The 24486-nt window shown below is 67.2% G+C and carries 20 protein-coding genes; 9 read left to right on the top strand and 11 right to left on the bottom strand.

From position 1 onward, the window contains the following. The first annotated feature begins 30 nt into the window (after nt 1-30). Together ACOGW9_RS05845 and ACOGW9_RS05840 are read left to right on the top strand one after the other, a co-directional pair. Nucleotides 31-1173, top strand: coding sequence for an Ldh family oxidoreductase (locus ACOGW9_RS05845; protein ID WP_419909272.1), 1143 nt, complete (start codon nt 31-33; stop codon nt 1171-1173). Between the two features lie 323 nt (nt 1174-1496). Further along, a complete protein-coding gene (locus ACOGW9_RS05840) occupies nt 1497-1784 on the top strand; it encodes a ribbon-helix-helix protein, CopG family (RefSeq protein ID WP_419909270.1) in 288 nt (95 codons plus the stop codon). Between the two features lie 72 nt (nt 1785-1856). On the opposite strand, the gene ACOGW9_RS05835 is transcribed toward ACOGW9_RS05840, so the two are convergent. Next, nucleotides 1857-2714, bottom strand: a complete 858-nt coding sequence (locus tag ACOGW9_RS05835) for a TauD/TfdA dioxygenase family protein (protein WP_419909268.1) — start codon at nt 2712-2714, stop codon at nt 1857-1859. Between the two features lie 83 nt (nt 2715-2797). After that, nucleotides 2798-4912, bottom strand: coding sequence for a 3-hydroxyacyl-CoA dehydrogenase NAD-binding domain-containing protein (locus tag ACOGW9_RS05830; RefSeq protein WP_419909266.1), 2115 nt, complete (start codon nt 4910-4912; stop codon nt 2798-2800). A 147-nt stretch (nt 4913-5059) separates the two neighbouring features. Between ACOGW9_RS05830 and ACOGW9_RS05825 the strand changes: the two genes are divergently transcribed. Both ACOGW9_RS05825 and ACOGW9_RS05820 read left to right on the top strand, forming a co-directional pair. After that, a complete protein-coding gene (locus ACOGW9_RS05825) occupies nt 5060-6085 on the top strand; it encodes a branched-chain amino acid aminotransferase (RefSeq protein ID WP_419909264.1) in 1026 nt (341 codons plus the stop codon). 15 nt (nt 6086-6100) lie between these two features. Beyond that, nucleotides 6101-6694: an HD domain-containing protein gene (locus tag ACOGW9_RS05820; protein WP_419909262.1), complete on the top strand. Its 594-nt coding sequence runs from the start codon at nt 6101-6103 to the stop codon at nt 6692-6694. A 32-nt stretch (nt 6695-6726) separates the two neighbouring features. Here ACOGW9_RS05820 and ACOGW9_RS05815 read toward each other — a convergent pair whose 3' ends face one another. The 4 genes from ACOGW9_RS05815 to ACOGW9_RS05800 form a co-directional block, all read right to left on the bottom strand. After that, a complete protein-coding gene (locus ACOGW9_RS05815; RefSeq protein ID WP_419909260.1) occupies nt 6727-7116 on the bottom strand; it encodes a type II toxin-antitoxin system VapC family toxin in 390 nt (129 codons plus the stop codon). Further along, nucleotides 7113-7355, bottom strand: a complete 243-nt coding sequence (locus ACOGW9_RS05810; RefSeq protein ID WP_419909258.1) for a type II toxin-antitoxin system Phd/YefM family antitoxin — start codon at nt 7353-7355, stop codon at nt 7113-7115. Before ACOGW9_RS05810 ends, ACOGW9_RS05815 begins: the two co-directional genes overlap by 4 nt. Nucleotides 7356-7486: 131 nt before the next feature. After that, complete coding sequence (locus tag ACOGW9_RS05805) at nt 7487-8089, bottom strand: MOSC domain-containing protein (protein WP_419909256.1); 603 nt, start codon at nt 8087-8089, stop codon at nt 7487-7489. 63 nt (nt 8090-8152) lie between these two features. Then, nucleotides 8153-12049 (bottom strand): hydantoinase B/oxoprolinase family protein, encoded by a 3897-nt coding sequence (locus ACOGW9_RS05800; RefSeq protein WP_419909254.1) that lies wholly within the window; start codon nt 12047-12049, stop codon nt 8153-8155. A gap of 62 nt (nt 12050-12111) precedes the next feature. On the opposite strand from ACOGW9_RS05800, the gene ribH reads away from it, so the two are divergent. Then, nucleotides 12112-12597, top strand: a complete 486-nt coding sequence (ribH, locus tag ACOGW9_RS05795; RefSeq protein WP_419909252.1) for a 6,7-dimethyl-8-ribityllumazine synthase — start codon at nt 12112-12114, stop codon at nt 12595-12597. Here ribH and ACOGW9_RS05790 read toward each other — a convergent pair. After that, nucleotides 12594-13583, bottom strand: coding sequence for an NADPH:quinone oxidoreductase family protein (locus ACOGW9_RS05790; protein ID WP_419909249.1), 990 nt, complete (start codon nt 13581-13583; stop codon nt 12594-12596). The genes ribH and ACOGW9_RS05790 overlap by 4 nt on opposite strands. Before the next feature lie 181 nt (nt 13584-13764). Here ACOGW9_RS05790 and ACOGW9_RS05785 point away from each other — a divergent pair, with 181 nt between their 5' ends. Next, nucleotides 13765-14907: an amidohydrolase family protein gene (locus ACOGW9_RS05785; RefSeq protein WP_419909247.1), complete on the top strand. Its 1143-nt coding sequence runs from the start codon at nt 13765-13767 to the stop codon at nt 14905-14907. A gap of 74 nt (nt 14908-14981) precedes the next feature. On the opposite strand, the gene ACOGW9_RS05780 is transcribed toward ACOGW9_RS05785, so the two are convergent. Beyond that, complete coding sequence (locus tag ACOGW9_RS05780) at nt 14982-15830, bottom strand: alpha/beta fold hydrolase (protein ID WP_419909245.1); 849 nt, start codon at nt 15828-15830, stop codon at nt 14982-14984. A gap of 96 nt (nt 15831-15926) precedes the next feature. Between ACOGW9_RS05780 and ACOGW9_RS05775 the strand changes: the two genes are divergently transcribed. Next, nucleotides 15927-16649 carry an alpha/beta fold hydrolase gene (locus ACOGW9_RS05775; RefSeq protein ID WP_419909243.1) on the top strand — a complete coding sequence of 241 codons (723 nt, stop codon included), beginning with the start codon at nt 15927-15929 and terminating at the stop codon, nt 16647-16649. A gap of 48 nt (nt 16650-16697) precedes the next feature. Continuing rightward, on the top strand, nt 16698-17525 hold the full coding sequence (locus tag ACOGW9_RS05770; protein WP_419909241.1) for an SDR family NAD(P)-dependent oxidoreductase: 828 nt from the start codon (nt 16698-16700) through the stop codon (nt 17523-17525). 102 nt (nt 17526-17627) lie between these two features. On the opposite strand, the gene ACOGW9_RS05765 is transcribed toward ACOGW9_RS05770, so the two are convergent. The 3 genes from ACOGW9_RS05765 to ACOGW9_RS05755 form a co-directional block, all read right to left on the bottom strand. Further along, entirely contained in the window at nt 17628-18950 is a 1323-nt protein-coding gene (locus ACOGW9_RS05765; protein ID WP_419909239.1) for a glycine betaine ABC transporter substrate-binding protein, read from the bottom strand. A 195-nt stretch (nt 18951-19145) separates the two neighbouring features. Further along, a complete protein-coding gene (locus ACOGW9_RS05760) occupies nt 19146-21794 on the bottom strand; it encodes an ABC transporter permease subunit (protein WP_419909237.1) in 2649 nt (882 codons plus the stop codon). Then, a complete protein-coding gene (locus tag ACOGW9_RS05755; protein ID WP_419909235.1) occupies nt 21791-23035 on the bottom strand; it encodes a quaternary amine ABC transporter ATP-binding protein in 1245 nt (414 codons plus the stop codon). Before ACOGW9_RS05755 ends, ACOGW9_RS05760 begins: the two co-directional genes overlap by 4 nt. Nucleotides 23036-23184: 149 nt before the next feature. Between ACOGW9_RS05755 and ACOGW9_RS05750 the strand changes: the two genes are divergently transcribed. Then, entirely contained in the window at nt 23185-24486 is a 1302-nt protein-coding gene (locus tag ACOGW9_RS05750; RefSeq protein ID WP_419909234.1) for a 4Fe-4S dicluster domain-containing protein, read from the top strand.

The following is a 24486-nucleotide window of genomic DNA, read 5'->3' as shown; positions in this document are numbered from 1 at the left end:
CGAACCGGGGGAGCCGCGTACGCTGCGGCGATGAGCGAATCCAGCACAAACAATGACGCCGCGAACCGCGACGTGGTGATCGACCATGAACGCCTTGCGGAGTTCATCGCTGAGATCTTCCGGCATACGGCGTGTTCCGATGCCGAAGCGGCGCGTATCGGCCGCAGCCTCGTCGGGGCCAACCTGGCGGGCCATGACAGCCACGGTGTGATTCGCTCGGCGCTGTATGTGGATCTGCTGGCGAATGGCATTCAGCTCGCCGACCAGGAGCTCAAGGTGCTCATCGACTCGGGCGCGCTGTTGCTGGTGGACGGCCAGTACGGCATGGGCCAGACGGTCGGTCCTGCAGCAGTGGAACTGGGCATCGAGCGATGCAAGGAACTTGGCGTTGCGGTGGCGGGGCTGCGCAACGCGGGCCACCTCGGCCGCATCGGCGAGTACGCCGAGATGGCCGCAGCCGAAGGCCTGGTCTCGGTGCACTTCGTCAACGTCGCCAACAGCCGGCTGGTGGCCCCGTTCGGCGCCAAGGCCCGCCGGATGGGCACCAACCCGTGCGCCTATGGCGCGCCCGTGGCCGGTCGCCGCGCCGTCATCCACGACTTCGCCACGTCGGTGGTGGCCGAGGGCAAGGCCATGGTGGCGCTGCATGGCGGCCCAGCCGTCCCCAGCAACGCCCTCGTGTCCGGCGACGGTGAGATCACCGGCGACCCGCGGGTGCTGTACACGTTCGAGGAGGGTCAGCGCCCCAACTCCATGGACGGGCCGGGCGCATTGCGGGCGATGGGGGAGCACAAGGGCTCGGGCATCTCGGTGATGTGCGAGCTGCTGGCCGGCGCGCTCACCGGCACTGGCACTGCAGGACCGCGCCGGGTTCGCTTCGCCAACGGCATGCTCTCGGTCTACGTTGACCCGGCCCAGGTGGACGCCGCTGTCGGCGAGACTGACGACGGCTACAACGGCATTGCGGCCGACTATCTCGATTGGTTCTACGAGGCGGCGGCGATCGATCCGGGCGAGCCCGTCAAGCTGCCCGGCGACGTCGAGCACGAGCGGCGCCAGCACCGCGTGGCCAACGGCATCACGCTGCCCGCCGAGACGTGGGAGAGCATCTGCGGCGGCGCCCGAGCCGCCGGCGTCCCCGAAGCAACGATCGAGGCCGCCGCCGGCAACTGACCCGACGTACGCGAGCCATCCCGGCTGGTGACACGGAGCTTGACCGAGAACTCCTTAAACGTGTTACGTTTAAGGAGTGTGGATCCATGAGTCGGCCTACCGCCATGGCCTGACTGACGACGAGATCCGTCACGCTTGGGACAACGCTATGGGCTTCTTTGACATCGACATCGAACATGAGCCGATCAAGAGTCTCTGCATCGGACCCGACCGGGCGGAAACCTGCTCGAAGTTCTGTACCTGCAAGCCGAAGACGCCGACCTCATCATCCACGCCATGCCGCTACGACCGACATTCCGTGCCTATCTCACCAAAGAACATCTATGAGCGACGAAACCGACACCAGCAAGGTGCGCAGCAGCTTGACCGACGACGAGATCGACGCGATTGCCACCGACTTTGAGAACCGGGAGTTTGAGTCGGCCGAGCTGACCGCAATCCGCAAGACCCGCCGACGCTCCCCGCGTCTCGGCGAGGCGAGGGCCGAGGTGTACACGTTCCGAGCACCGCCGAGCTACAAGCGCCGCATCCAAGAGCAAGCCGCAGCTCAGGACGTCACAGAGAGCCAAGTCATCCGGGACGCGCTCGACGCATACCTCTCTGCGTCGTAACCCAGCTCGGAACCTCGACCCCTTGCAGTGCGCGCAGCTTCATGAGCTGCCCGTGTCTAGTCCTGCTGGGCGCTACTCGTCGAGGGTGGGGCCGGCGCCTTGCACGCGGGTCTGGCGCATGTAGCGGCGCCAGCGGTCGGCGTCGTAGCCGGCGCCGCGGTGCAGCAGGCAGCGATTGTCGTAGATGACCGTGTCGCCCGGGCTCCAGCGATGCGCGTACTCGTCTTCGGGACGGGTGGCGGCCTCGTTCAGCTCGTCGATGAGCCGGCGGCTGTCGATGCCGTGCCAGCCGACGATCGACCGGGCGTGCGAGCCGGCGTAGTAGTTCTTCAAGCCGTTGCCGGGGTTGGTGCGCACCAGCCGCTGGGGGATCGGCGGGAGTGATGCGGCGTGGTTCGGATCGACCGGGGCGACCTTGGTCCGGCTGAACACGTAATCGTGCAACACCACCAGATCGTCGATCTCGGCTTGGCGCTCGGGGCCGAGCCTGGCGTACGCGGCGCGCTGGCTGGCGTACAGCGTCTCGCCGCCGTCGCCGGGCACTTCGTAGGCGCACAGGATCGACACGTACGACGGCACGAGCCGGAATGACGAATCCGAGTGCCAGAGGTTGTTGCCCTTCTGGTTGTGGGTCAGCGGGTGTGATTCGTCCCGCTTGGTGTTGGCGTCGATGACGTTGCCGATCGTGCCGAAGTACTCGACCCTTCCCGTCTTGCCGAAGACCACATGGTTCGGCTCGGGCTCGCCGAGGCTGCGGGTGAGCGCCAGCTGCGCCTCGTCGGACATCTGCTGGTCCGCGAAATGCAGCAACGAATAGGTGTCGACGGCCTCATGCAGCGCTGCAACGGCTGCGCCATCGAGCGGCTTCGACAGATCGATGCCACTGACCTTGGCGCCGAAGTCGGGATGAATGGGCTCGAACGTCAGCACTGGATGTCTCCCTCGGTCAGCCCCGCCATTGATTCTGGTCGCAGGCAATTCTGGCCGCCACTGCCGGCCGCCGGGCTCTGCCGTCAGCTCTGGTGGCGGGCCAGCGAGCCGCCCTCGGCCGCCAGCCGCTCCAGCAGCGGGCTCGGCGTCCAGTGGTCGCCGCCCAGCGTCTCGTCGTAGTGTCGGATGCGGCCCAGCACCTCGCCGAGCCCGATCTCGTCGGCCCAGTACATCGGGCCGCCGGTGTACATCGGCCAGCCGTAGCCGTTGATCCAGGTGACGTCGACGTCGCTGCCCCGCAGAGCGATGCCCTCGTCGAGGATCTTGGCGCCCTCGTTGACCATCGGGTACAGGCAGCGTTCGAGGATCTCCTGATCGGTGACATCCCGCAGCACCGCTCCCCGCTCGGCGGCGAAGTCGCGGATCATCTGCTCGACCTCGGGGTCGGGTGTCGATGCCCGGGTGTCGGGGTCGTAGATGTAGTAGCCGCGGCCGTTCTTCTGGCCCCGGCGGCCCGACTCGCACAGCACCTCGCGCACCGTCGAGCTCGACGACGTGTCCTCGTTCCAGCCGACGTCGAGCCCGGCGAGGTCGCTCATGGCAAACGGACCCATCGGGAAGCCGAAGCCGTACACGACCTTGTCGATCTGGGCCGGCGTGGCGCCCTCCAGCAGCATCTTCTCGGCCTCGATGCCCCGCATGAACAGCATCCGGTTGCCGATGAAGCCGTAGCAGACGCCGCACAGCACCGGTGTCTTGCCGATGCGCTTGCCGATCGACATGGCAGTGGTGATGGCCGTGTGCGAAGTGGCATCGCCGCGCACCACTTCGAGCATCCGCATGACGTTGGCGGGGGAGAAGAAGTGCATGCCGATGACGGCTTCGGGCCGTGATGTGGCCGAGGCAATCTCGTTCACATCCAAAGCGGAGGTGTTGGTGGCGAGCACCGCACCCGGCTTGCAGATGCCGTCGAGCTGGGAGAACACGTCCTTCTTGAGCGCCATGTTCTCGAAGACGGCCTCGATCATCAGGTCGCAGTCGGCGAAGTCGCCCATGTCGGTGGAGCCCTGGAGCAGGTCCATACGGGTCTGCACGTCGTCGGAGGAGATGCCGCCCCGCGCGGCGGTGCGCTCGTAGTTGCGCCGCACCACACCGAGACCCCGTTCGAGGCTTGCCTCGTCGCGCTCGACGAGGGTGACGGGAATGCCGATGTTGGCGAAGTTCATCGCGATGCCTCCGCCCATCGTGCCCGCGCCCAGGATGCCGACCCGCGCAATGTCGACGGGCGGCGTGTCGCGGGGCACGTCGGGTACCTTCTGGGCCGCTCGCTCGGCGAAGAAGTAATACTGCTGAGCGTTGGCCTGCGAGCCGCCCATCAGCTCGCCGATCTGGCGCTGCTCGAATGCCATGCCTTCGTCAAAGTTGCCGCTGGCGCCTGAGGCAACAGCGGCCTCGATGCACTGCACATTGCGCTCGGGTGCGTCGAATCCGCGGGTGCGTCGGGCGATGGAGGCTCGGAATGCGGCGAACTGGTCGGGGCCGAACCCCTCGAGCCGTTCGTTGCGGTCGCGGACCTTGGCCAGCGGCAGCCCTTCGGCCACGGCCCGGCGGGCGAATGCCAGAGCGCCCGCTTCGAGTTCGGCCACGGTGTCGCCGACGATCTCGTCGATGAGCCCGCACTCGAGCGCTTCGGCCGAGCCGATGGGATCGCCGCTCGTCACCATCTCCAATGCACGCTGCGGACCGGTGATGCGCGGCAGGCGCTGCGTGCCGCCCGCGCCGGGTACCAGCCCCAGCTTCACCTCGGGCAGCCCGAACTGTGCCGAGCTGACAGCCACCCGGTAGTGCGCGCACAGCGCTACTTCGAGTCCGCCGCCCAGCGCCGTGCCGTGGATGGCAGCCACGACGGGCTTTGTGCTGTTCTCCATGGCGGCCTGCGGCGGGCCGATGCCGGGCTTGCGCGGTGCCTGGGAGAACTCGGTGATGTCCGCGCCGGCAATGAACGTGCGCCCGTCGCAGATCAGCACGATCGCGGTGGCGTCGCCGGCCTCAGCGGCCGCCATGCCGTCGAGCAGCCCGAGCCGCACATGGTGGCTGAGAGCATTCACGGGCGGGTTGTTCACGATGAGCAGCGCCACGTCGTCGCGGCGCTCGAGTCGGACCGACTCGGTGATCTGGCTCTGTTCCTGGGTTGTCATGGGCCGCAGCGTACGCAACGACGGCGCGGGATGATCGAGTGACCCGAGCCAATCCCAGAAAAGTCTCCCCAATGAGGAGAGGGCCCGGCGATACGCTGCGCATGTCTTGGACGAATGCAACGCCCAAGCCATCCCCATGGAGCGCCGGTGACTGACAAGCCCGACCCGTTTACGGTCCCGTTCGGGACCATCTTCTGTGACTGGATGACCACAGCCCGCGCCGACCACGGCCCGTACGTCTACGGCGGGGGAGCTGAGCCATTCGGCGATTTCACCATCAGCCCAGCGGCACACGTACTGCACTACGGCAGCGCCATCTTCGAAGGGCTGAAGGCGCACCGGCAGGTGGACGGGTCGCTGGCGATCTTCCGGCTGGACCGTCATGTGGAGCGCATGGTGTCCAGCGCGCTGCGGCTGCGGCTGCCAGCCATCGACGGCGACGTCTTGCACCAGATGTGCGTGGACGCCGTCGAGGCCAACGCAGGCGAGGTGCCCGACCCGCCCGGCTCGCTGTACATCCGCCCGACGCTGATCGGCACCGAGCCAGACATCGGCGCTGCGGCCCGGCCGACCAGCAGCGCGTTGCTCTACGTCGTCAACTGCCCGGTGGGCGACTACTTCAAGGGCGGAGTCCGGCCCCTGACCCTGCTGGTGGAGACCGAGATTCCCCGCACCGTCCCGCAGTTCGGCATGGTGAAGTGCGGCGGCAACTACGCCATGGCGCTGGCGCCCACGCTCGATGCCATGGCCGGCAACGAGGCCATCGACCAGATGCTGTTCGCCACCGGTGGGGACATCACCGAGACCGGGGCATCCAACTTCTTCCTGGCCGACGACGAGCGGGTCGTGACCCGCCATCTCGACGAGTCGTTCCTGCACGGCGTCACCCGGTCATCGGTGATCGAGCTGGCTGCGTCCCTGGGCTACGAGGTCGAGGAACGCTCGATCGACCCCGAGGAGTTGATCGAGTGGGCTGAGCGAGGCGAAGCGTTCCTGTCCGGAACCGCCGCGGTGCTCGCACCCGTCGGCACGATCCTGTACGAGGGCAAGACGCTCACCGTGGGCGACGGGCAGCCCGGCCGCAACACGATGCGTCTGCGCCAGGCGCTCGTCGACATCCAAGTCGGCGCAGCGCCGGATCCCTTCGGCTGGCGTACGCCGGTGAAGGGCTGACGGACTGGGGACGCCATGAGCAGCCAGGACGCCGGCCGCATCGTGCCGTGGACTGCAATGGAACACGGCACGGCCGACGACTACGAGCTCTTGATGCCGTGGCACTACGCGCATACCCGATCCCGGCTGGTCGACAACCTGCTCAACATCCTGCAGTACCTGCGTGGCCCCACGCTGGGGTACCAGATCGACCGCTACGACCATTCCCTGCAGTGCGCCACCCGTGCGCTGCGCGGCGGCGAGTCGACAGACATGGTGGTGGCGGCACTGTTGCACGACATCGGTGATTCGTTTGCGCCGGAGAACCACAGTGCTGCCGCGGCAGCCGTCCTGCAGCCCTACGTGGACGAGCGAACCCATTGGATCGTGGCCCATCACGGGCTCTTTCAGGGCTACTACTACTTCCACCACCTCGGCGGGGACCGCGGCGCCCGCGAGCGGTGCAAAGAGTCGCCGCACTATGACGCCTGCCTGGACTTCTGCGAGAACTACGACCAGAACTGCTTCGATCCGAACTACCCCAACTTGGCCGCCGAGGACTTCCGCCCCCTGCTCGACGAAGTCTTCAGCCGCCCCTCAGGAGTCCCCGCCACCGCCCCGCTCGCCTGATTCGCCACGCCGCCGGGACGCTGCTCTCCGCCTCACCAGAGCGTGGCGACGGGAAACTCCTCAAATGCGGGGTCCCTCGTGACAAGCGTCAAGGACCCGATCTCGGCCTGCGCCGCCAGCATCCGGTCGAACGGATCCTTGTGCGCGGCCTCGTAGCTGCCTGCCCTGAGTGCCTGCTCGTGTATGACGGGAAGGTGCAGAAATCCGTCTGCGGTTACTGATGCGCCGAAATGGGGAACGAGCTCGCTGAATTCGCCGAGTCGGCCCATTCTTGACTTAGTCGCCATCTCCCATGCGCTCACCGCGCTAGCGAACACCAGGACATCTGAATCGGAGATCGCTTCGCGGGCGACTGGTGAGAGCGATGGATGATCGGCCCACCACCACAACAGCGCATGGGTGTCGAGCAAGAGGTCGTTCATTCACCCTCCCACGCAGCGAGTTCATCGTCGGGCAAGGGGTCGAAGAACTCTGGTGGCACCTCGATACCGCGGAATCTGCCTGGCATCCGTCGAGTCGCCGCCGGCACATACGGAACGAGACGGGCACACGGCTTGCCCGCCCGCGCAATCACGATCTCCTCGCCCGCCTCCACCCGGCTCAGCAGCTTCGACAGGTGTGTCTTCGCCTCGTGCACATTCACAACCGATGAAGATTTCATTTTGTTTCAGCCTTCGCAAGTTATTTTCATTGCTACAAGGAGAATAAACTTAGTCTAGTGACTAGACTAAATACAACACGCGGCGGCCCAAGGCGCAGGCAAGGATGATCACGCAGGGATGCGGAGACGGGTCAGAGGCGGGTGATGGGGTCGCCGGCGCGGACGGTGCCAGGCTCGATAACGCGGCAGTTGACGCCGCGCATGCGCAGGTCGCGGCCTTCGCCGGTGTTCACGAACCGCAGTGCGTCGCGGCCGAAGCGGGCTGCGAACTTGGCGCAGCCCCGGTGCGGCTTGGCCGTGACCTCCACGACGGCATCGCCGAGACTCAATTGGGCGCCGGCGGGCAGTGTCTCGTGGCTGATGTCGAGGTCCGCATAGAACTGGTCGCCCGCCAGCGGCCAGCGCTCGACCGGACCGATCACGGCGGCCGCCGCACGAGCGCTCATGATGGTGATCTGGGCATCCGGATGCGGTCCACCATCGGCTGATGACGGTGAGCCTCGCTGGTTCCACGTGTCGCCCTCGATGCCCTCGTCGGCGCTGATGCGGGCCTCGCTCAACACCTCCCGGGCGTCCACGGCGGGCCGACGGACGATGAGCTCGATGGTGCCGCCGTCCGCGGGCGCCTCGCGGATGTGCGGCAGTGCGGCCTCCAGCTCGCTGGTGCTGCGGTGGAGCGTCTCGTTGACGTCCTCGTGCTTGGTGGCGGTGCCGGTTTCCGCTGATGCGTTCATGGGTGCGTGCCTTCGTTTGCGTTCGGACTGGCAGGGGCCTCGCGCTTCTCTGCCACGGGAGGATTATTGCGCCGGCGACGGCACCTGCGAAGTGAACTCAAGCTCCCGATCGCGCGCCACGGCTGCCGGGCTGCGATCGGCCGGGTCGCCGTAGCCGCCGCCACCCGGGAATTCCACGATCAGGCGGCGATTGCCGGGAATCACCGAGCGGCCTTTGGCACGCACCTCGGTGCCGTCGTCGAGCGACAGGCGCCCGAGCGCACCAGGGCCGCCGCCATGGCGACCTCTCGCAGGGAACACGGTTCGCTCATAGGTCGCGCTGATGGAGAAGTCACGTCCTTGGCGGTTCTCCAGCTCGATGACCTGCCCGAGCCCGCCGCGGTACTTGCCCTGCCCACCGGAGTCGGCGCGGAACTCCTTGCGCCAGAACACGAGCGGAGTCCCGATCTCGTTGACCTCCACCGGCATGTTGCGCACGCCGCTGGGGAACGCCGTCGCCGAGAGTCCATCCGCCTGCGGGCGCGCACCCGCGCCGCCCGAATGGAAGCTCATCAGGATGTACCGCTCCGGCTTGCGCCGGTCGGCATCGGCGCCGGAGTGCCCGACAGGCGTGCGCGAGCGATTGGTCGCCCCGACACCGGTGTCGGGCTCCCACATGCCTGTGCCGAGCAAGTTCCACAGCGACGATGTGCCCTCGGCCGGCACCCGCTCGGGTACGACCTGGCTCAGACAGCCGAACACAGCGTCGGGCAGCAGCTGGCCCATCACATGGCGCACGTTCACCGCTGCGGGGTGGGGCGCGTTGAGAATGCAGCCCTCGGGCGCGCTGACCCGCACGGCATCGAGCGAGCCCGTGTTGTTGGGAATGTCGGGGCCGATGATGCAGCGCACGCCGAATGACGTGTACGCGTCGGTGTAGGCCATCGGCACGTTGATGCCCCAGCTCGACTGCGGCCCGGTGCCGTCGAAGTCCACGTCGATGCCCTCATCGCCGACGGTGAGCGAGCACACGATGTCGATGGGCTGCTCCATGCCGTCGACTCGCATCGTCGAGTTCCACGTGCCTCCCGGCAACTCGCCGATCGCATCGAGCATCGCTCGGTGCGACGACGTGATGATGTGTTCGGCCAACTCGTCCAAGTCGGCCATGCCGTACTCGTCCATCATCGAGATGAGGCGCGCAGCACCGGTCTCGTTGCAGGCAGCCAGCGAGTGAATGTCGCCGATGACCTGCACCGGGTCGCGCACGTTCGCCTCGATGATCGCCACCACCGTCGGGTCGAACACGCCGTCGCTGGCGAACTTCAGGATCGGCAGGTACAGGCCCTCGTGATACACCTCTTTCGAGTCGGTCGTGAAGCCCGCCCCGCCGATGTCGACGACGTGGCTGGTGCACGCGAACAGCGCCACCAGATCGCCTTCGCGGAATGCCGGCGTCACCACGACGATGTCGAAGAGGTGACCGGTGCCCTTCCACGGGTCGTTGGTGAGGAAGATGTCGCCGGGACGCATCTCCGATGCCGGGAAGCGCTCCAGGAAGTGCAGCACCGAGTACGCCATCGAGTTGACGTGACCCGGCGTGCCGGTGACCGACTGGGCGAGCATCCGCCCCTGGGGGTCGAAGATCCCGGCGGAGAGGTCGCCGGCCTCTCGGGTCGAGGTGCTGAATGCCGCACGGACCAGCGCCCGTGCTTGCTCCTCGGTCACCGAGATGAGCCGGTTCCACTGCACGCCGAGCCGGACGGCGTCCAGCTCGTCCGCATCGCTGGCGCTGGCGCGTTTCGCGGAGCCGGCCTGATGCGCACCGATCTGCGCGGAGATGTCCGTTGCCGGTGCAGTGGTGAGCCGCAGGTGCCTCCCGGCAGTGACCGTGGCCACCGATCCTGCGGGCACCACGGTGGTCGTCTGGTCTTCGATGATCAGGGCGGGGCCGACCAGCCAGTTGCCTTCTGCGAGCGCGCTTCGCTCGAACGTCGCGTGATCGACCGCGCGTCCAGAGGCGGTGTCGATGACCGGCGTCGTCACGGGCGATGTGACGGGCCCGGCGGAGATCTCCGTGTGCAGCGGCGCCGCCTCGGGCCCTGGGGTGCGTACCTCCAGCAGCCAGCTCAGGACCTCGATCTCGAGGTTGCCGATGTGACGGGTGTAGAGCTGCCGGTACGCCTTGGTGAACGCTGTCTGGAGCTGGCCGCGCAGTTCGGCATCGGTCGGGGCGGGCGCGCCGCCGCCGGTGTCTGCGCCCAGCAGCGCCGTCGCATCGATGTCGACATTGATCTCATGGCCCTGGCCGCGATAGCGCATGAGCGCCCTCACCCGGGTGCTGGTGGGTGCGCCCGGTGCAGCCGCATGCACGATCCCGAAGGCCTCGTCGGCCATCTCGCCCAGCAGTTCGGCCAGCGCCGTCACCGTCAGCTCGCTGACACGGGCATGGCGCGTGCGCACCGACTCGTGGGACACAGGTGCCCGCAGGAAACCGATCGCCGATCCGACACCTGCTCCGGCTGGCACCACGATGTCGCTGATGCCGAGCTTGGCGGCCACACCGGCAGCATGCAGCGGAGCGGCGCCGCCGAACGCGATGAGCGTGCCGCGGCTGATGTCGCAGCCCTGGTCGGCGGCATGGACGCGGCCGGCGTTGGACATGTTCTCGTCGACGACCTCGGAGATGCCGATGGCGGCGACCGTGGTGTTCAGTCCCGCGGGTTCGGCCACCGCTGAGGTGAGCGACTTCGCGGCAGCCTCGGCATCGAACGTCATCGTGCCGCCTGCGAAGCGCTCCGGTGCCAGCCTGCCGAGAACTGCGTCTGCGTCCGTCACGGTGGGATCTGCCCCGCCCCGCCCGTACGCGGCAGGTCCCGGCTCGGAGCCGGCGCTGGCCGGCCCGACCGTGATACGCCCGAGGGCGTCCACGCTCGCGATCGAGCCGCCGCCGGCACCGATCTCGACCATCTCGATCACCGGCAAGCGCAGCGGCAGTCCGCTGCCAGGCAGGAACCGGTACTCGCGCCCGACCTCGAATTCACGGCTCGTGCGCGGATGCCCGGACTCGACGATGCAGAGCTTGGCGGTGGTGCCGCCCATGTCGAAGCTGAGCGCCCGCTCGCAGTCCAAGCCTCGGGCGATCTCCGAGGCGAGCAGTGCGCCGCCGGCGGGGCCGCTCTCGATCAGCCGGACCGGGAAGCGCACGGCCTCCGCGAGCGTTCCCAAACCGCCGCCCGAGGTCATCAGAAACAGCCCGCAGCCCAGGCCCAGCGCTTCGAGGCGCGCATCGAGGTCGGTCAGGTAGCGGCGCATGAGCGGAGCGATGTACGCGTTGGCGCACGCTGTCGAAAAGCGTTCGTACTCGCGGATCTCCGGGCACACCTCCGACGACAGCGTGACGGTCGCCTCGGGCCAGCACTCGGCCAAGATCTCGGCGGTGCGCTGCTCGTGCCGCGGGTCGAGGTACGAGTGCAGGTAACCCACCGCCACCGAAGTCACCCCGTCGTCGGCAAGCTGGGCAGCAGCGGCACGCACGGCGTCCTCGTCGAGCGGCAGCAGCACGCTTCCGTCAGCGCTCAGCCGCTCAGGTATGCCGATGCGACGGTCCCGTGGCACGAGCGGCTCAGGCCGCCGCATGTAGAGGTCGTACTGCTCGAACCGGTTCTCGTGGGCCATCTCGACCGAGTCGCGGATGCCGTGCGTGGTGAGCAGCGCCGTGCGGGCGCCGCGGCGCTCGATCAGGGCGTTGGTGGCCAGCGTTGTGCCGTGGATGAACACCTCCACCCCCGCTGGCTCGACGCCCGCAGCGGACAGGACGTCCCCGACGCCCTCGAGCACACCATCGGCTGGCGCGTCCTGGGTGGTCAGCACCTTCGCCGTGTGGAGTTCGCCGGACCCGCCGTCACCGCCCACCTCGAGCGCGATGTCGGTGAACGTGCCGCCGATGTCGGCCGCGAGCCGGGCGCGCACGCCTGCCATCCGCCCAGCGTAGGCGCGCCATCTTGGGTCGCCCCCTGCGATCAGGGGGGTACCGTGCAGGCGTGGCGAGCGGCGACCAACGGGCCGGCAGACCGCCGGCGGGGGCCGGTGCGGGGCTTCGCATCGGCGTCGTGCGAGCGACCTGGAATCCCGAGATCGTGGACCGTCTGGCAGCGGGGGTCGAACGGGGCCTCGACGAGCTTGGTGCAATTCACGCGACCGAGGTGACCGTGCCGGGGTGCTTCGAGATCCCGCTGGCGGCGAGGCTGCTCGCCGGATCCGGACAGGTCGATGCCCTCGTGGTCATCGGGGCGGTGATCCGTGGCGAGACCACGCACTACGAGCTCGTCAGCGGGGGTGCAGCCCAGGGTGTGATGGCGGTGCAGCTCGAAACTGGCGTCCCGGTCGGCTTCGGCTTGGTCACCGTCGAGAACGAAGAACAGGCGTTGCTGCGCAGCGAGGGTCCAGGCGGTCACAACGTGGGCGAGGACGCCGCCTGCGTGGCCGTCGCCATGGCGCTGCTGGCCCGCGACTTCCTCGCGCGCTAACTGGGATCTGGACGCATTCGCACCAGCACTTTGCCGACTGCTTCGCGCTCGTCCAGCAGCCGGTAGGCCTGTGCCGCGTCTTCGAACGGCAGCACCTGCCCGATGGGCGGCTTCACCGCACCCGATTCGATCATCCGAAGCAGTCGCTCGTGGATTCGGGAGGGAATCGTCGGGTCCGCCGCCACGGCTTCGCCCCAGGCCGCGCCGACGAGGCTGACGTTGCGCAGCAGCAGCCGATTCACCTTGACCGTCGGGATCTCGCCCGCCGCGAATCCCACGACGACGAGCCGTCCAAAGCGTGCCAACGCCCGGATGCCGTCGAGGAAGCGATCGCCGCCGACCGGGTCGTAGGTCATGTCGACGCCGCGCCCGCCGGTGAGCTCGCGCACCTCGTCCTTCCAGGTATCGCTGATCAGCACGATGTGATCGGCACCCGCAGCACGGGCGATGTCGCCCTTGGCCTCAGTCGACACCAGGCCGATGACCGGGCCGGCGCCGACACCTTTGGCCACCTGGATGCCCGAGGTGCCCACTCCGCCCGAGGCGCCCAGCACCAGCACCGACTCGCCCTCGCGCAGACCCGCCCGGTCGATCATGCAGAACACGGCCGTCTGGTAGTTCATGACCAGCGCCGCCCCCTCTTCGAAGGAGAGCTCGTCGGGCAAGGCGAACAGGTCCCGGGGCTTGGCGGCGACGACCTCTGCCAGGCATCCGTTCGACCACACGCACACCCGGTCGCCGGGCGCGTATCCCGAGTCTGCGGGTGCCGTGCGGATCACGCCTGCGGCCTCGATGCCCGGCCGGAACGGGGGATCGGGCCGGTACTGGTAGAGCCCTTGGCTCTGCAGCAAGTCGGGGAACGACACGCCGCCGCAGACGATGTCGACGATGACCGACGCACCGTCAGGATCGGCCACCGGCTCCGCAGCATCGACGACGGCGACGCCCGCCGGGCCGGTCAGGGATTGCACTTCCAAAGCACGCATGGCGTCACGATGGCACATCGCGCGCTGTCACCGCCCGAGCCCAGCCGTTGAGCCCAGCCGTTGAGCCCAGCCGGTTCACCCATGGGAGCCCGGCGGAGGCCGCTGGTACTGTTGGCCGCGCAGTGCGTCTGCACTGGGGCAACCAGGCGTACGGACGCTCAGACAGAAGCAGGGGAAAGCGATGCGGTACTACTCGTGTGACTCGCACGTGGTCGAGGCAGCCGAGATCTATGCGGGACTGACCGACAGGTTCGGCGATCGGGCACCGTTCATCAGCAAGGACTACAACGACAAGCCGGGCACCTGGCTGGTGCTGCCCGGCGGCATCCGTCCCGTGCCGGTCGGCCGGCTGGGCATCGCCGGTGCCAGCCTGTCCGACCCGGCCACCCACGCCCGCATCGAGCAGGGCTACGACGGCTTCAACCCCGGCGTGATGGATCCGACCGCTCGGCTGGACGAGCAGGCCCAGGACGGCATCGTCGGCGAGGTGATGTACCCGAGCCTGTCGATGTTCACGTTTGCCATTCCCGACGACGAGGTGCGCGACGCCGCCTTCCGCAACCACAACGACTGGGTGCTCGACTACTGCTCGGTGGATCGCAACCGGCTCATCGGCGTCGGCTGCCTGCCCCTGCCCGATGTGGAGCGGGCCATCGCCGAGATCGATCGCTCGGCGCAGCTCGGCGTGCGCGGCTTCGCCATCCCGGCACACGTCGATCCTGCCAAGCCGTACTGCCATCCCGACTTCGACCCGTTCTGGGCCCGGGCCCAGGAATTCGGCGTGCCGCTCACCATGCACATCTTCACCGGGTCCAGCCTCGAGGGCGGCATGCCCGAGCACTGGGGCACGCCCGGCGGCCACCTGAAGGGTTACACGCTGGCCCACACCACCATCGCCAACACGATCATCGATCTCATCTGCGGTGGGGTCGTGGAGCGCTTCCCGGATCTGCGCTTCGTCTGCGCCGAATACGAGACCGGCTGGGTCGGCCACTTCAAGCAGCGGCTCGACCACGCTGCGTACCGCACGCCGTGGGAGGTGTCCGACGAGCTCACGATGAAGCCGTCGGAGTACTTCGACCGGAACTTCTGGGTCACCTTCGAGGACGACGTGGAGGGCGTAGCGACACGGCACTCGATCGGCGTCAGCAACCTGCTGTGGGGCAATGACTACCCGCACCACGATTCGATCTGGCCGAACTCGCGGCCGATCCTGGATGAGATTCTCTCGGGCGTTCCTGACGACGAGAAGGAACAGATGGTCTGGAGCAACGTCCTCGAGCTCTATGACCTCGATCCGGACGATCTGCCTGCCGCTGCCTGAGCGACGCCCCGCGCGGCTACGCCGCGCTGTGTCTATTGCTCGCGGCTACGCCGCGCTGTGTTTGATGCTCGCGGCTACGCCGCGAGGGGCTCGAGATGCGCGCGGATGGACTTGGCGACCATCTCGCCGTTCTCCATCGGGCCGAAATGGCTGAGCTCGGCGAAGGTCTCGAGACGGCCGTTGCCGAGCGCCTCGGCGATGGGCTGAGCGACCCGAGGCGGGATCTCGTTCCACTGTGCGGGTGCGTCGCCGCGCGCGACCACGATGGGGCAGGTTACCGCGCCGAACTGGGCGAAGTCCATCGGCACGCCTGATTCGTAGATGCGTGCCTCGGTGTCTCCCGTGCACGACAGTCGCACCGCGTCGTCGCCTGAGGGGTACGTGCCGATCTCGACGTAGGCCCTGACCGCTTCGGGTTCGCAGCGCGAGAACGGCGGCTTGGACATGAAGCGGTCGTATGCCTCGTCGACGGTCGCGAACCGAATGCGGCGCCGCCTTGACGCCACGACGAGCTCATGATCGGAATCGGGCATGGGGAAGCCCTCGGGGACGAGGACCGGTTCGTACAGGTACATGCCCCGGTACGTTCCCGGCTGGCGCAGCTCGGCGTGCAGCAGGCTCGCCGCTCCCAGCGAATGGCCAGCCGCCAGCATGGGCTCGCCGCCGAGGGCATTCACTGCGGCCAGAACTTCGTCGGTGAACCGTGGCCGCTCGACCGACATGCCGTCATGCTGCGGGCGCGACGCACCATGGCCCCGGAAGTCCAGCCCCCAGCACCGGAAGCTGTCCTGCAGATGAGGCACGACGGTCGCCCACATGCCCGCGTTGAGTCCGTTCCCGTGCGTCAGCAGCAACGGCGTGCCGTGCCCGCCGAGATCATGGAGCACGGCGTGCTCGCCGTCGGAGGTGGTCAGCCGCATCATCGCAGCGGCACGTTAGTGGGCTGCCCTGGCGTTGTCGTGTTGTGGAGCGTGGCGGTTCGCCTTACAGGGCTGGCTCGCCGCGGGCAGACTGGCACCATGGCGAACTTCATGCATGGCACAGCCGACATTCACTACGACGACCACGGCTCGGGATACCCGTTGCTGCTGATCGCACCAGGAGGCATGCGATCCGCCGCCTCCTTCTGGCCCCAGATGCCGTGGAACCCGATCACACAACTGTCCGACCAGTACCGGGTCATCGCCATGGACCAGCGCAATGCCGGCCGCTCGAGCGCTCCCGTGTCTGCCGACGACGGCTGGGCCACCTACACCGCTGACCAGCTCGCGCTCATGGACTACCTCGGCTGCGAACGGTTTCACCTCGCCGGCATGTGCATCGGCGGCCCCTACATCATGGGACTGATCCAGGCAGCGCCCGAGCGGGTGGTCAGTGCCACGCTGTTCCAAACCATCGGGCTCGACGAGAACCGTCACGCGTTCTACGACATGTTCGACGACTGGGCGCAAGCGATCCGCGACGACCATCCCGAAGCCGACGAGGCTGCTTGGACACAGTTCCGCTCAAACATGTACGACGGCGAGAACTTCCTGTTCAACGTCGACCGTGACTTCGTGGCCACCGTACAGACGCCGCTGCTGGTGCTGCTCGGCAACGACCTGTACCACCCAGAATCCTCGTCGCGGATCGTTCACGAGGTCGCACCCAACTCCACGATGATCGAGGACTGGATGGAAGGCGATGCCCGGACCGCAGCAATGGAGCAGTTCGCGCAGTTCCTGGCCGAGCACACTCCCTGAGCGGGGCGGAGACCCCCGCTGCCTCGCCGGATCGCTTAGCTTGCGCGCATGATGAACGCAGCCACCACAGACAGTTCCCACGGCTCCAGCATCCGGCTGGACGGCAAGGTGGCTGTGGTCACCGGGGCAAGCCGGGGCATCGGCGAAGCCAGTGCGCGAGCACTGGACAGCGCGGGTGCTCGGATGGTGCTGACTGGTCGCACCACGGCAGATCTGGAACGCGTCGCCGCAGAACTGCTGCATGACCCGGTGGTGCTGACGGCCGACCTTGCGCCCGCAGGTGCCGGCACCGATCTGGCGCGGCGCATCCTGAACGAGGTCGGCGGCGTGGATGTTCTGGTCAACAACGCAGGCATTCCGATGCGCCGCACTCCGGCGCAGCTCAGCGAGGCCGATTTTGACCTGGTGTTCTCGATCAACGTGCGGTCGCTCGTGATGCTGAGCGTCGGCTTGGCCCCGTCGTTGATCGAGCGCGGCGGCGGTTCGATCATCAACATCAGTTCAGTGGCGGGTGTGCACGGTCCGCTCGGTCGCGTGGCGTATGCCGGCACCAAGGGCGCCGTCGATGCGATGACCCGAGCGTTGGCCGCAGATTGGGGTCCTGAGGGAATCCGGGTCAACTCGATAGCGCCCGGCCTCATTGCCACGGCCATCTGGGAAGAAGCTCGCAACAACGTGCCAGGTCTGATCGAGGACCTAGCCGGCCAGATCGCGCTCAAGCGTTGGGGATTCGGCGACGACATTGCCGAAGTGGTGCTGTTCTTCGCATCGGATGCATCCCGTTACGTCACCGGGGAGACGCTGGTCGTGGACGGCGGACTGGCTCGCGTCACGGCCTCCAACACGCCGGCGCGCCTGCCCGAGCTCGAGGACTGACCAGCAGCAGACGCGCAGAGGGTGCCGAGCCGCAGCCCGGCACCCCCTGCTGAGTGCTTGTTGCGCCGCTCGCCCGATCAGGCAGCGGCTATGTGCACCTGCTTACGCAGCAGCGCGAGCAGCGTCGAGCCAGGCGTCGACTGTGGCGCGGTTGTTCGCGATCCAGTCTGTGGCCAGGTCGCCTGGTGCAGCGCCTTCGCCCTGTTCGACGTTGGCCAGCGACACCTCGATCACTGACAGCTTCACCACCTCGAGCAGCTTCGCAGCGGCCGGATTGGCTGCCAGGAAGTCGTTGTTTCCGGTGACCAGGATGTCAGCTGCGATCCAGCCGATCGGGCACAGGCCGTCAGCATTGTCGGCAGCCGACGGGCACTGGTCCGGACCGATCGCCGCATAGCCGCCCGTGCCGTCGGCCCCACGCTGTGAGTGGGCCTCGCCGCCTTCGGTGCCTGACGGGTTGGAGTCATCGAGGATCTCGTCCACGCCCATCCAGTACACGTTGTCGCCCGGCCGCAGCTGGGTGATGTACGCCGAGGGCGTCCAGGTGTAGGCCACCATCGGGATGCCTTCGTTGGCGGAGTCGACGGCCTGGGCGAACATGGCGTCATAGCCGGCGATGGTCTGGTTGATGTTGTCCCAACCCGAGAACAGGATCTGATTGGTGATGATGTTGTCGCAGGTCCACGACTCGGGGCAGCCGAAGATGTCGGCGATGCCGTTGCCCGGCACCGGGTCAGTGGCATCGAAGGCCGCCAGAGCCTCGGCATTGCTGTTCAGCTGATCCATCGTGTAGACCCCGTACTCGTCAGCGAACGACTTGGTCACCAGGAAGCCTTGCAGGCCGCCGGCAATCATCTCCTCGCCGACAATCGAGACGTGGTCGCCGACGAGCGAACCGTCGGGCAGCTCTCCCGCCAGCCAGGCCAGGTGGCCCGGGTACCAGCTGTTGGCCCAGAAGTCCATCTGTCCCTCAGCCATGGCGATGTAGCCGTTGTTGGGACCGAGCTCGAGCTCAGCCGGATCGGTCACCGTGTAGCCCAGCTCCTCCAGCATCTGCCGGTACAGCTCTGCCTGGAAGTAGCCGGTGCTCCAGTTGGCACGGCCCATGGTGACGGTGACGCCCTCGCCGGGGGTCATCGACATCTCTTCGGCCATGTCCTCTTCTTCGGCCATGTCCTCGTCGGCGGCCATGTCCTCTTCTTCGGCCATGTCCTCGTCGGCGGCCATGTCCTCTTCTTCGGCCATGTCCTCGTCGGCGGCCATGTCCTCTTCTTCGGCCATGTCCTCGTCGGCCGCAGCCGGTGCCGACGTTTCTTGAGTGGCGGTGGCGTCGCCATCGCCGTCGTCGTCGCCGCCGCACGCTGCGGCGAACAATGCGAACGCTGCTAGCAACAGCAGCAGCTTGGTCATTCGTTTGGTGAACATTGCGGAGATCCTCCCTGATCTGCCTCAGATTGCGTCGCGCGGCGCTCCGTGTTGCGACCACGCAAGAGTGGCGCCGATCGCCCGGCTCGACGAGGGCTCCCTGCCGGGAGCGTAGTCGGGCCCATAGCTCGTCCTAAACCCTAGACCGCGCATGCGTGTTCGGAAACCGCCGCATGCCGCTGAGCGGTTCTCGGTCTACTGCGCGTTCGCCGGGATGTCGCCGTAGATCTTGTTCCTCTCGAACTCGGCAAGCGTTCCGCGTGAGGTAGCGAACATCGTGAAGCCCGCCGTCAGCACGAAGACCGAGCCGACCCCCGAGACGAAGTTCTCATCGGCGACACGGACGATGGTCAAGACCCACGAGAGCGCGAGGACGGAGATGCCGATGCCCGCGCCGCCCACGAGCGCGCTCCAGCGATAGCGCAGCGACTCGTCGATGCCGGTCAGTCCGATCGCGGGCACCACCATCACCAATGCAGCGATCCCGGCGATCAGGACCCAGATGCCCAACCCGGCGCCCTCAGACTCGAATCCGTCGTGGATGACGTCACCGGTTCGCTTCGCCTGGGCGATCTTCGCGGCGATGTCTGCTGCCTTGACTCCCTCGATCCCGAGTTGCCGGTTCTTCTCGCGCCGATGGTCCTCCGCCAGTTGCTCGTCTCCATCGGCCTCTGCCTGAACGGCGGCTGCTTCGGCTGCCCGGGCCGCCGAAGCAGCCTCCTCGCCCTCCGCTGCGATCTGATCGAGCTCAGCCCTCAGTTCGTCGTCGATGACTGACTCGGCCCGCGTGTCGAAGCTCCATCCTGCGTATCCGCCCATCACCAGCAGCACCACGCAGAACGAGACGCCCAGCAGCCGTCCCCAGCCGATATTGGCGGGCAACGGGCGACGCGCCGTCATGGGAGCACGCCAGATCCAGAGGGCTGCACCAGCCGATGCGATGAGGGCGCCGACGACGGCGAGGTAGACGCCCGCTCCTTTGCTGTAGATGCCGAGCTCCTCGACGATGTCGGGCGGTCGAGCGAGCAGGTACGCGACTGCCACGACGAGTGTCCCGATGGAGAACACAGCGGCACCGTGTGCGGACATCCAACGCGAACCCTGACCCGGCCGGAACAGGGTGTTGAGGCCCGCCAGCAATGCGACTGCCGCCATGACGCCGATGAAGATGCCTATCCACGACCCGCCGGATGCGGACACGCCGTTGTAGCTCTGGGAGATATACGTGAGGTCACCAGCGCACACCAGCTCTGTGCTGCCTTCAGCGAGCGGGTTGAGCGATTGCTCCTCGAACCACTCGCCCGAGCACTCCACAAGCCGCAAATCGACGTCGGTGCTCCGAGCGAAGGCTGAGACGAGTCCGGAATTGACGTTCCAGGGCAGCAGCAATGCCACAAGCGTCACGGCTGCGCCGATGGTGGTCGCGATGACCGCACCGCGCTCCGGCCCGCTGACGGTCTCGAATGCCTCATCGGGCACCGGCGGCTCGGGATCCTTCGATGCTGCTTCGGCGGACTCGGCTTCGACGAGCAGCCTCTCGGGGGTGCGCCGGTTCCGCCACGCGTTGGTGATCCGGCTGAGGAGATTGCCCGAATCGCTGGCCTCGGGCTGGCTGAGCCGGTCCAGCACGACCGCCACCAGGAAGAACGCCAAGCCGCCAGAACCCGCTTGTGCGATGTCGAGGTTGGAGATCGCTTGGAAGAGCAGCCGGCCCAGACCGCCTGCGCCCATGATCGCGGCGATGCCCAGCATCGAGATGGCCAGCAGCAGCGTCTGGTTGAGGCCGGTCATGATCGCCGGCCGTGCCAGCGGGAGCTGCACGTCGGTGAGCACGCGCCATTCGGGCGCGCCGTAGGCGCGCGACGCCTCGACGACATCCTCCGGCACCTGGCGGATGCCGAGATTGGTGAGCCGGATCAACGGCGGCAAGGCGAACGTCATCGTGACCATCGTCGCCGAGACGAAACCGACGCCGAAGAAGAAGATGAACGGCAGCATGTACACGAACGAGTGGACGACTTGCATGGCGTCGAGGACTGGGCGGACGACTTTCCACGCGCCGTCGACGCGGCCGCACAACACGCCGAGGGGTATCCCCACCATGACGCAGAGCAGCACGGCGACGCCGATGAAGCCGATCGTCAGTGCGGTCTCACGCCAGTAGGCCTCTCCCAGCACACCGCAGATCAGCAGGCCGATGAAAGCCAGGAAGCCGACCTGGAAGTTGCGGATCAGCCACCCCAGCAGGAACACGCCCAAACAGACGGTCAGCCAGGACATCTGCAGCAGCCACTCGTCGACGATGACGTTGAGCAGCGTCCGGAACGGCCACTCGATCACCTCGAGCGTGGCCTTCATGTTGTTGTCGACCCAGAAGACGGTCTGTTCCACCCAGTCGCCGACCGGGATCTGCCAGTTGTCGAGCACGGTGTTCTGCCGTGCTTGTGCGACGACGCCCGACGTGCATTCCAAGAACTCGCCTTCGGCATCGACGAGTGCGTCCCGGCATTCCGTTCGTTCGCCGTCGATCAGGTAGGGGTGGGTTCCCGAGTCGACGATCTGCTCGGGTCTGAATCGGTACCACCACATGACGACGATCCCGACCAAGCCGCCCGCTGCGAGGCCGTAGCGACGCCCCATGACGCCGCCGAACAGGATCAGTGCGGGGACGAGGAAGATGGCGATCAGGAATGCCCACTCGATTCCGGTGGTCAACCAGTCGACGACTCGATCGCCCGCCTCGGGGGCGGTGACGTTGTCGAGCCACCTGTCGAGAAAATGACCGGTGTCCTCTTCTGCGGCCTCTTCGCCGTTGGCTTGCGCAAGCAGCGCGATGGCGCTCACATGAACACCTCCCGCTCGAAGCCCTCTATGAGCCGCTCGACTCGACCCATCTCCTCCATGATCAGGCGCGGGTCAAGATTGCCGACGAGTTTGCCGCCGTCGTCGACGACGGCGATGGACAGTCCTCGTCCCGCCGCGGCATAGAGCTCGTTGAGCGTGGCGTCGGGACTGCACTTGTCGAAGTCGGATCGCAGCGCTTTGGCGAGGTCGTTGCTGCCCATGCTGCGGGCGCGCAAGCCATCGGCAGCCGTCAGCAGCGAGACCGGTCGGCCATCGGTGTCGCAGCAGAATCGGCCGGCGATGTCGTCGCAGAGGGTCAGAGCGTCGCTGAGCGACATGTCCGTCGGGATCGGCTGCGGCTCGGACATGACCTCGTGGACTTGAATGACGCGTCCTTGGTCGACGTCCTGGACGAACTCGGCCACGTAGCCGGTCGCGGGCTCGGTGAGGATCTCCTCGGGTGTACCGATCTGCACGACGGCACCGTCTTTCATGATGCAGACCCGGTCGCCGATGCGCAGCGCCTCGTTGAGGTCGTGGGTGATGAACAGGATGGTCTTGTGGACTTCGTCCTGGATCTCCATCATCTCGTCCTGCATCTGTCGACGGATGAGCGGATCGAGGGCGCTGAAGGCCTCGTCCATGAGCAGGATGTCAGGGTCGGAAGCGAGCGCTCTGGCGAGGCCGACGCGCTGCTGCATGCCGCCGGAGAGCTGAGCGGGACGGTGCTCTGCGAAGGCTGCGAGGCCGACGAGCGAGAGCGCCCGCATCGCTGCCTCGTTGCGATCGGAGCGGTCGACCTTCTGCACCTTGAGGCCATAGCCGACGTTGTCCAGCACGCTGCGGTGGGGAAACAGGGCGAAGTGCTGGAAGACCATGCCCATCTTCTCCCGCCGGAACTGCTGCAGGTCAGTTCCTTGGAGCTTCTGGACGTCGGTTCCGTCGACCAGCACTTCGCCGTGCGTGACGTCGTGGAGCTTGTTGACCATCCGGATGGCGGTGGACTTGCCCGAGCCCGAGAGGCCCATCACGACGAAGATCTCTCCGCGCCTGACCGAGAAATTCACATCCGTCAGCCCGACGACATGTCCCGACAGCCGTTGCACGTCGTTCTTGGGCACGCCGGAGCGGGCCAGTTCGAACGCGCGGCCCCGCGGCTGGGGTCCGAAGATCTTGTACACATCACTCAGGCGAATGATCTCGTCGCCCTCCGCACTGCCGTTCGCGGCATCGTCGCTCATGAGTGCCCCCTGACTCGTCCCGTGCCACGTTAGGCGCGCTGACTCGGGCGGTCGGTAACCCGCGCGATCGGGACTGCTGTGCGCGGCGGCTGACTGTTCGGCTAGTGGCGGTGCGTTGCAGCGGCCGTTCGCTGTGCGATCCTGTGTGCGTGACGCGCCTCGGGTTCTTGCTGGACAGCGGCGCGTGCATTGGCTGCCACGCGTGCACGGTGGCGTGCAAGAGCGAGCACGACGTGCCCTTGGGCGTCAACCGCACGTGGGTGAACTACGTCGAGACGGGCGAGTTCCCCGACACGCAACGGCACTTCGCGGTGATGCGGTGCAATCACTGCGACGACGCGCCGTGCATCTCGATCTGCCCGACGGGGGCGCTGTTCCGTGCGAGCAACGGCGTGGTCGATTTCGACGACTCTCGCTGCATCGGCTGCAAAGGCTGCATGAATGCCTGCCCCTATGACGCGCTCTACATCTCGCCGCGCACCAACACAGCGCACAAGTGCAACTTCTGCCAGCACAAGCTGGAGGTCGGGCTGGAGCCTTCGTGCGTGTCGGTCTGCCCGACCCGCGCCATCACCGTCGTCGACCATGACGATCCGAACGACCCCGTTGCTCAGCGGATCCAAAGCGAGAGCCTGCCCGTGCGGGCGCCCGAGCGGCGCACGCTGCCGAAGGTGCACTACGCGGGCACAGTCCCCGAGGCACTCGATCCGCTGGCTCGGCCAGTCGCACCCGACGGGTTGATCTGGTCGGACTGGACCGGCAGCGCGACGTGGTCGCCGGATGTCCCCGCAGAGTCGCGCACTGCATACACCGTGGCTCACGCAGAGCCGTGGGGCGCCAAGGTCTCCGCATACTTCGTCACCAAGGGTGTGGCTGCCGGCGTGATGCTGTGGGCGATGGCTGCGGCGCTGCTGGGCTGGGACGACCGCGCCGCGTTGGCCACGGGCCCCGCAGTCATCGCGCTGGTCGCGCTCGCCGTGACCGGTGTGCTGCTGATCGCCGACCTGAAGAGGCCCGAGCGCTTCTGGTACCTGTTCACGAAGGGCCGGCTCCGCAGTTGGATCACGGCAGGCGCGTGGGTGATCATGGCCGACGGCGTGCTCGTGACGCTGTGGGGCATCGGCGGTCTGTGGGGCGGTTCGACCTGGTTTGCCGTGCTGATCGGGCCGACGGCGCTCTTCTCGGTGGCGACCGCCGGGTATACCGCCTTGCTGCTGCGCCAGTGCCGCGGCCGCGTGCAGTGGGCGGATCGCCCCGCGCTCGCGCTCATCGGGAGGCTGGTGGGCGAGGCTGTCCTGGGCGGCGGCGCGGTCTGGGGAGCGCTGGTGGCGATGCGTGCTGATGCTGCCGTCTTCTCGTGGACGCCCGTGGCAGCGTTGGCGGTCTTGGTCTGGCTGTGGCGTCACGATCGAGCATTCCTGCGTGAGGCGCAGGCGGTGCCCCTCTCATGA

Source organism: Candidatus Poriferisodalis sp. (genome assembly GCF_965203655.1).
GTDB lineage: Bacteria > Actinomycetota > Acidimicrobiia > Acidimicrobiales > Poriferisodalaceae > Poriferisodalis.
The sequence above is the reverse complement of the archived record's forward strand: the minus strand, read 5'-3'. Positions and strand labels throughout refer to the sequence as shown.

Bases quoted from the DNA above. Each gene is read 5' to 3' on its own strand.
- ACOGW9_RS05845 (WP_419909272.1), top strand. From the start codon at position 31: ATGAGCGAATCCAGCACAAACAATGACGCCGCGAACCGCGACGTGGTG.
- ACOGW9_RS05840 (WP_419909270.1), top strand. From the start codon at position 1,497: ATGAGCGACGAAACCGACACCAGCAAGGTGCGCAGCAGCTTGACCGAC.
- ACOGW9_RS05830 (WP_419909266.1), bottom strand. From the start codon at position 4,912: ATGACAACCCAGGAACAGAGCCAGATCACCGAGTCGGTCCGACTCGAG.
- ACOGW9_RS05820 (WP_419909262.1), top strand. From the start codon at position 6,101: ATGAGCAGCCAGGACGCCGGCCGCATCGTGCCGTGGACTGCAATGGAA.
- ACOGW9_RS05815 (WP_419909260.1), bottom strand. From the start codon at position 7,116: ATGAACGACCTCTTGCTCGACACCCATGCGCTGTTGTGGTGGTGGGCC.
- ACOGW9_RS05810 (WP_419909258.1), bottom strand. From the start codon at position 7,355: ATGAAATCTTCATCGGTTGTGAATGTGCACGAGGCGAAGACACACCTG.
- ACOGW9_RS05805 (WP_419909256.1), bottom strand. From the start codon at position 8,089: ATGAACGCATCAGCGGAAACCGGCACCGCCACCAAGCACGAGGACGTC.
- ACOGW9_RS05800 (WP_419909254.1), bottom strand. From the start codon at position 12,049: ATGGCAGGCGTGCGCGCCCGGCTCGCGGCCGACATCGGCGGCACGTTC.
- ACOGW9_RS05790 (WP_419909249.1), bottom strand. From the start codon at position 13,583: ATGCGTGCTTTGGAAGTGCAATCCCTGACCGGCCCGGCGGGCGTCGCC.
- ACOGW9_RS05785 (WP_419909247.1), top strand. From the start codon at position 13,765: ATGCGGTACTACTCGTGTGACTCGCACGTGGTCGAGGCAGCCGAGATC.
- ACOGW9_RS05780 (WP_419909245.1), bottom strand. From the start codon at position 15,830: ATGATGCGGCTGACCACCTCCGACGGCGAGCACGCCGTGCTCCATGAT.
- ACOGW9_RS05775 (WP_419909243.1), top strand. From the start codon at position 15,927: ATGGCGAACTTCATGCATGGCACAGCCGACATTCACTACGACGACCAC.
- ACOGW9_RS05770 (WP_419909241.1), top strand. From the start codon at position 16,698: ATGATGAACGCAGCCACCACAGACAGTTCCCACGGCTCCAGCATCCGG.
- ACOGW9_RS05765 (WP_419909239.1), bottom strand. From the start codon at position 18,950: ATGTTCACCAAACGAATGACCAAGCTGCTGCTGTTGCTAGCAGCGTTC.
- ACOGW9_RS05755 (WP_419909235.1), bottom strand. From the start codon at position 23,035: ATGAGCGACGATGCCGCGAACGGCAGTGCGGAGGGCGACGAGATCATT.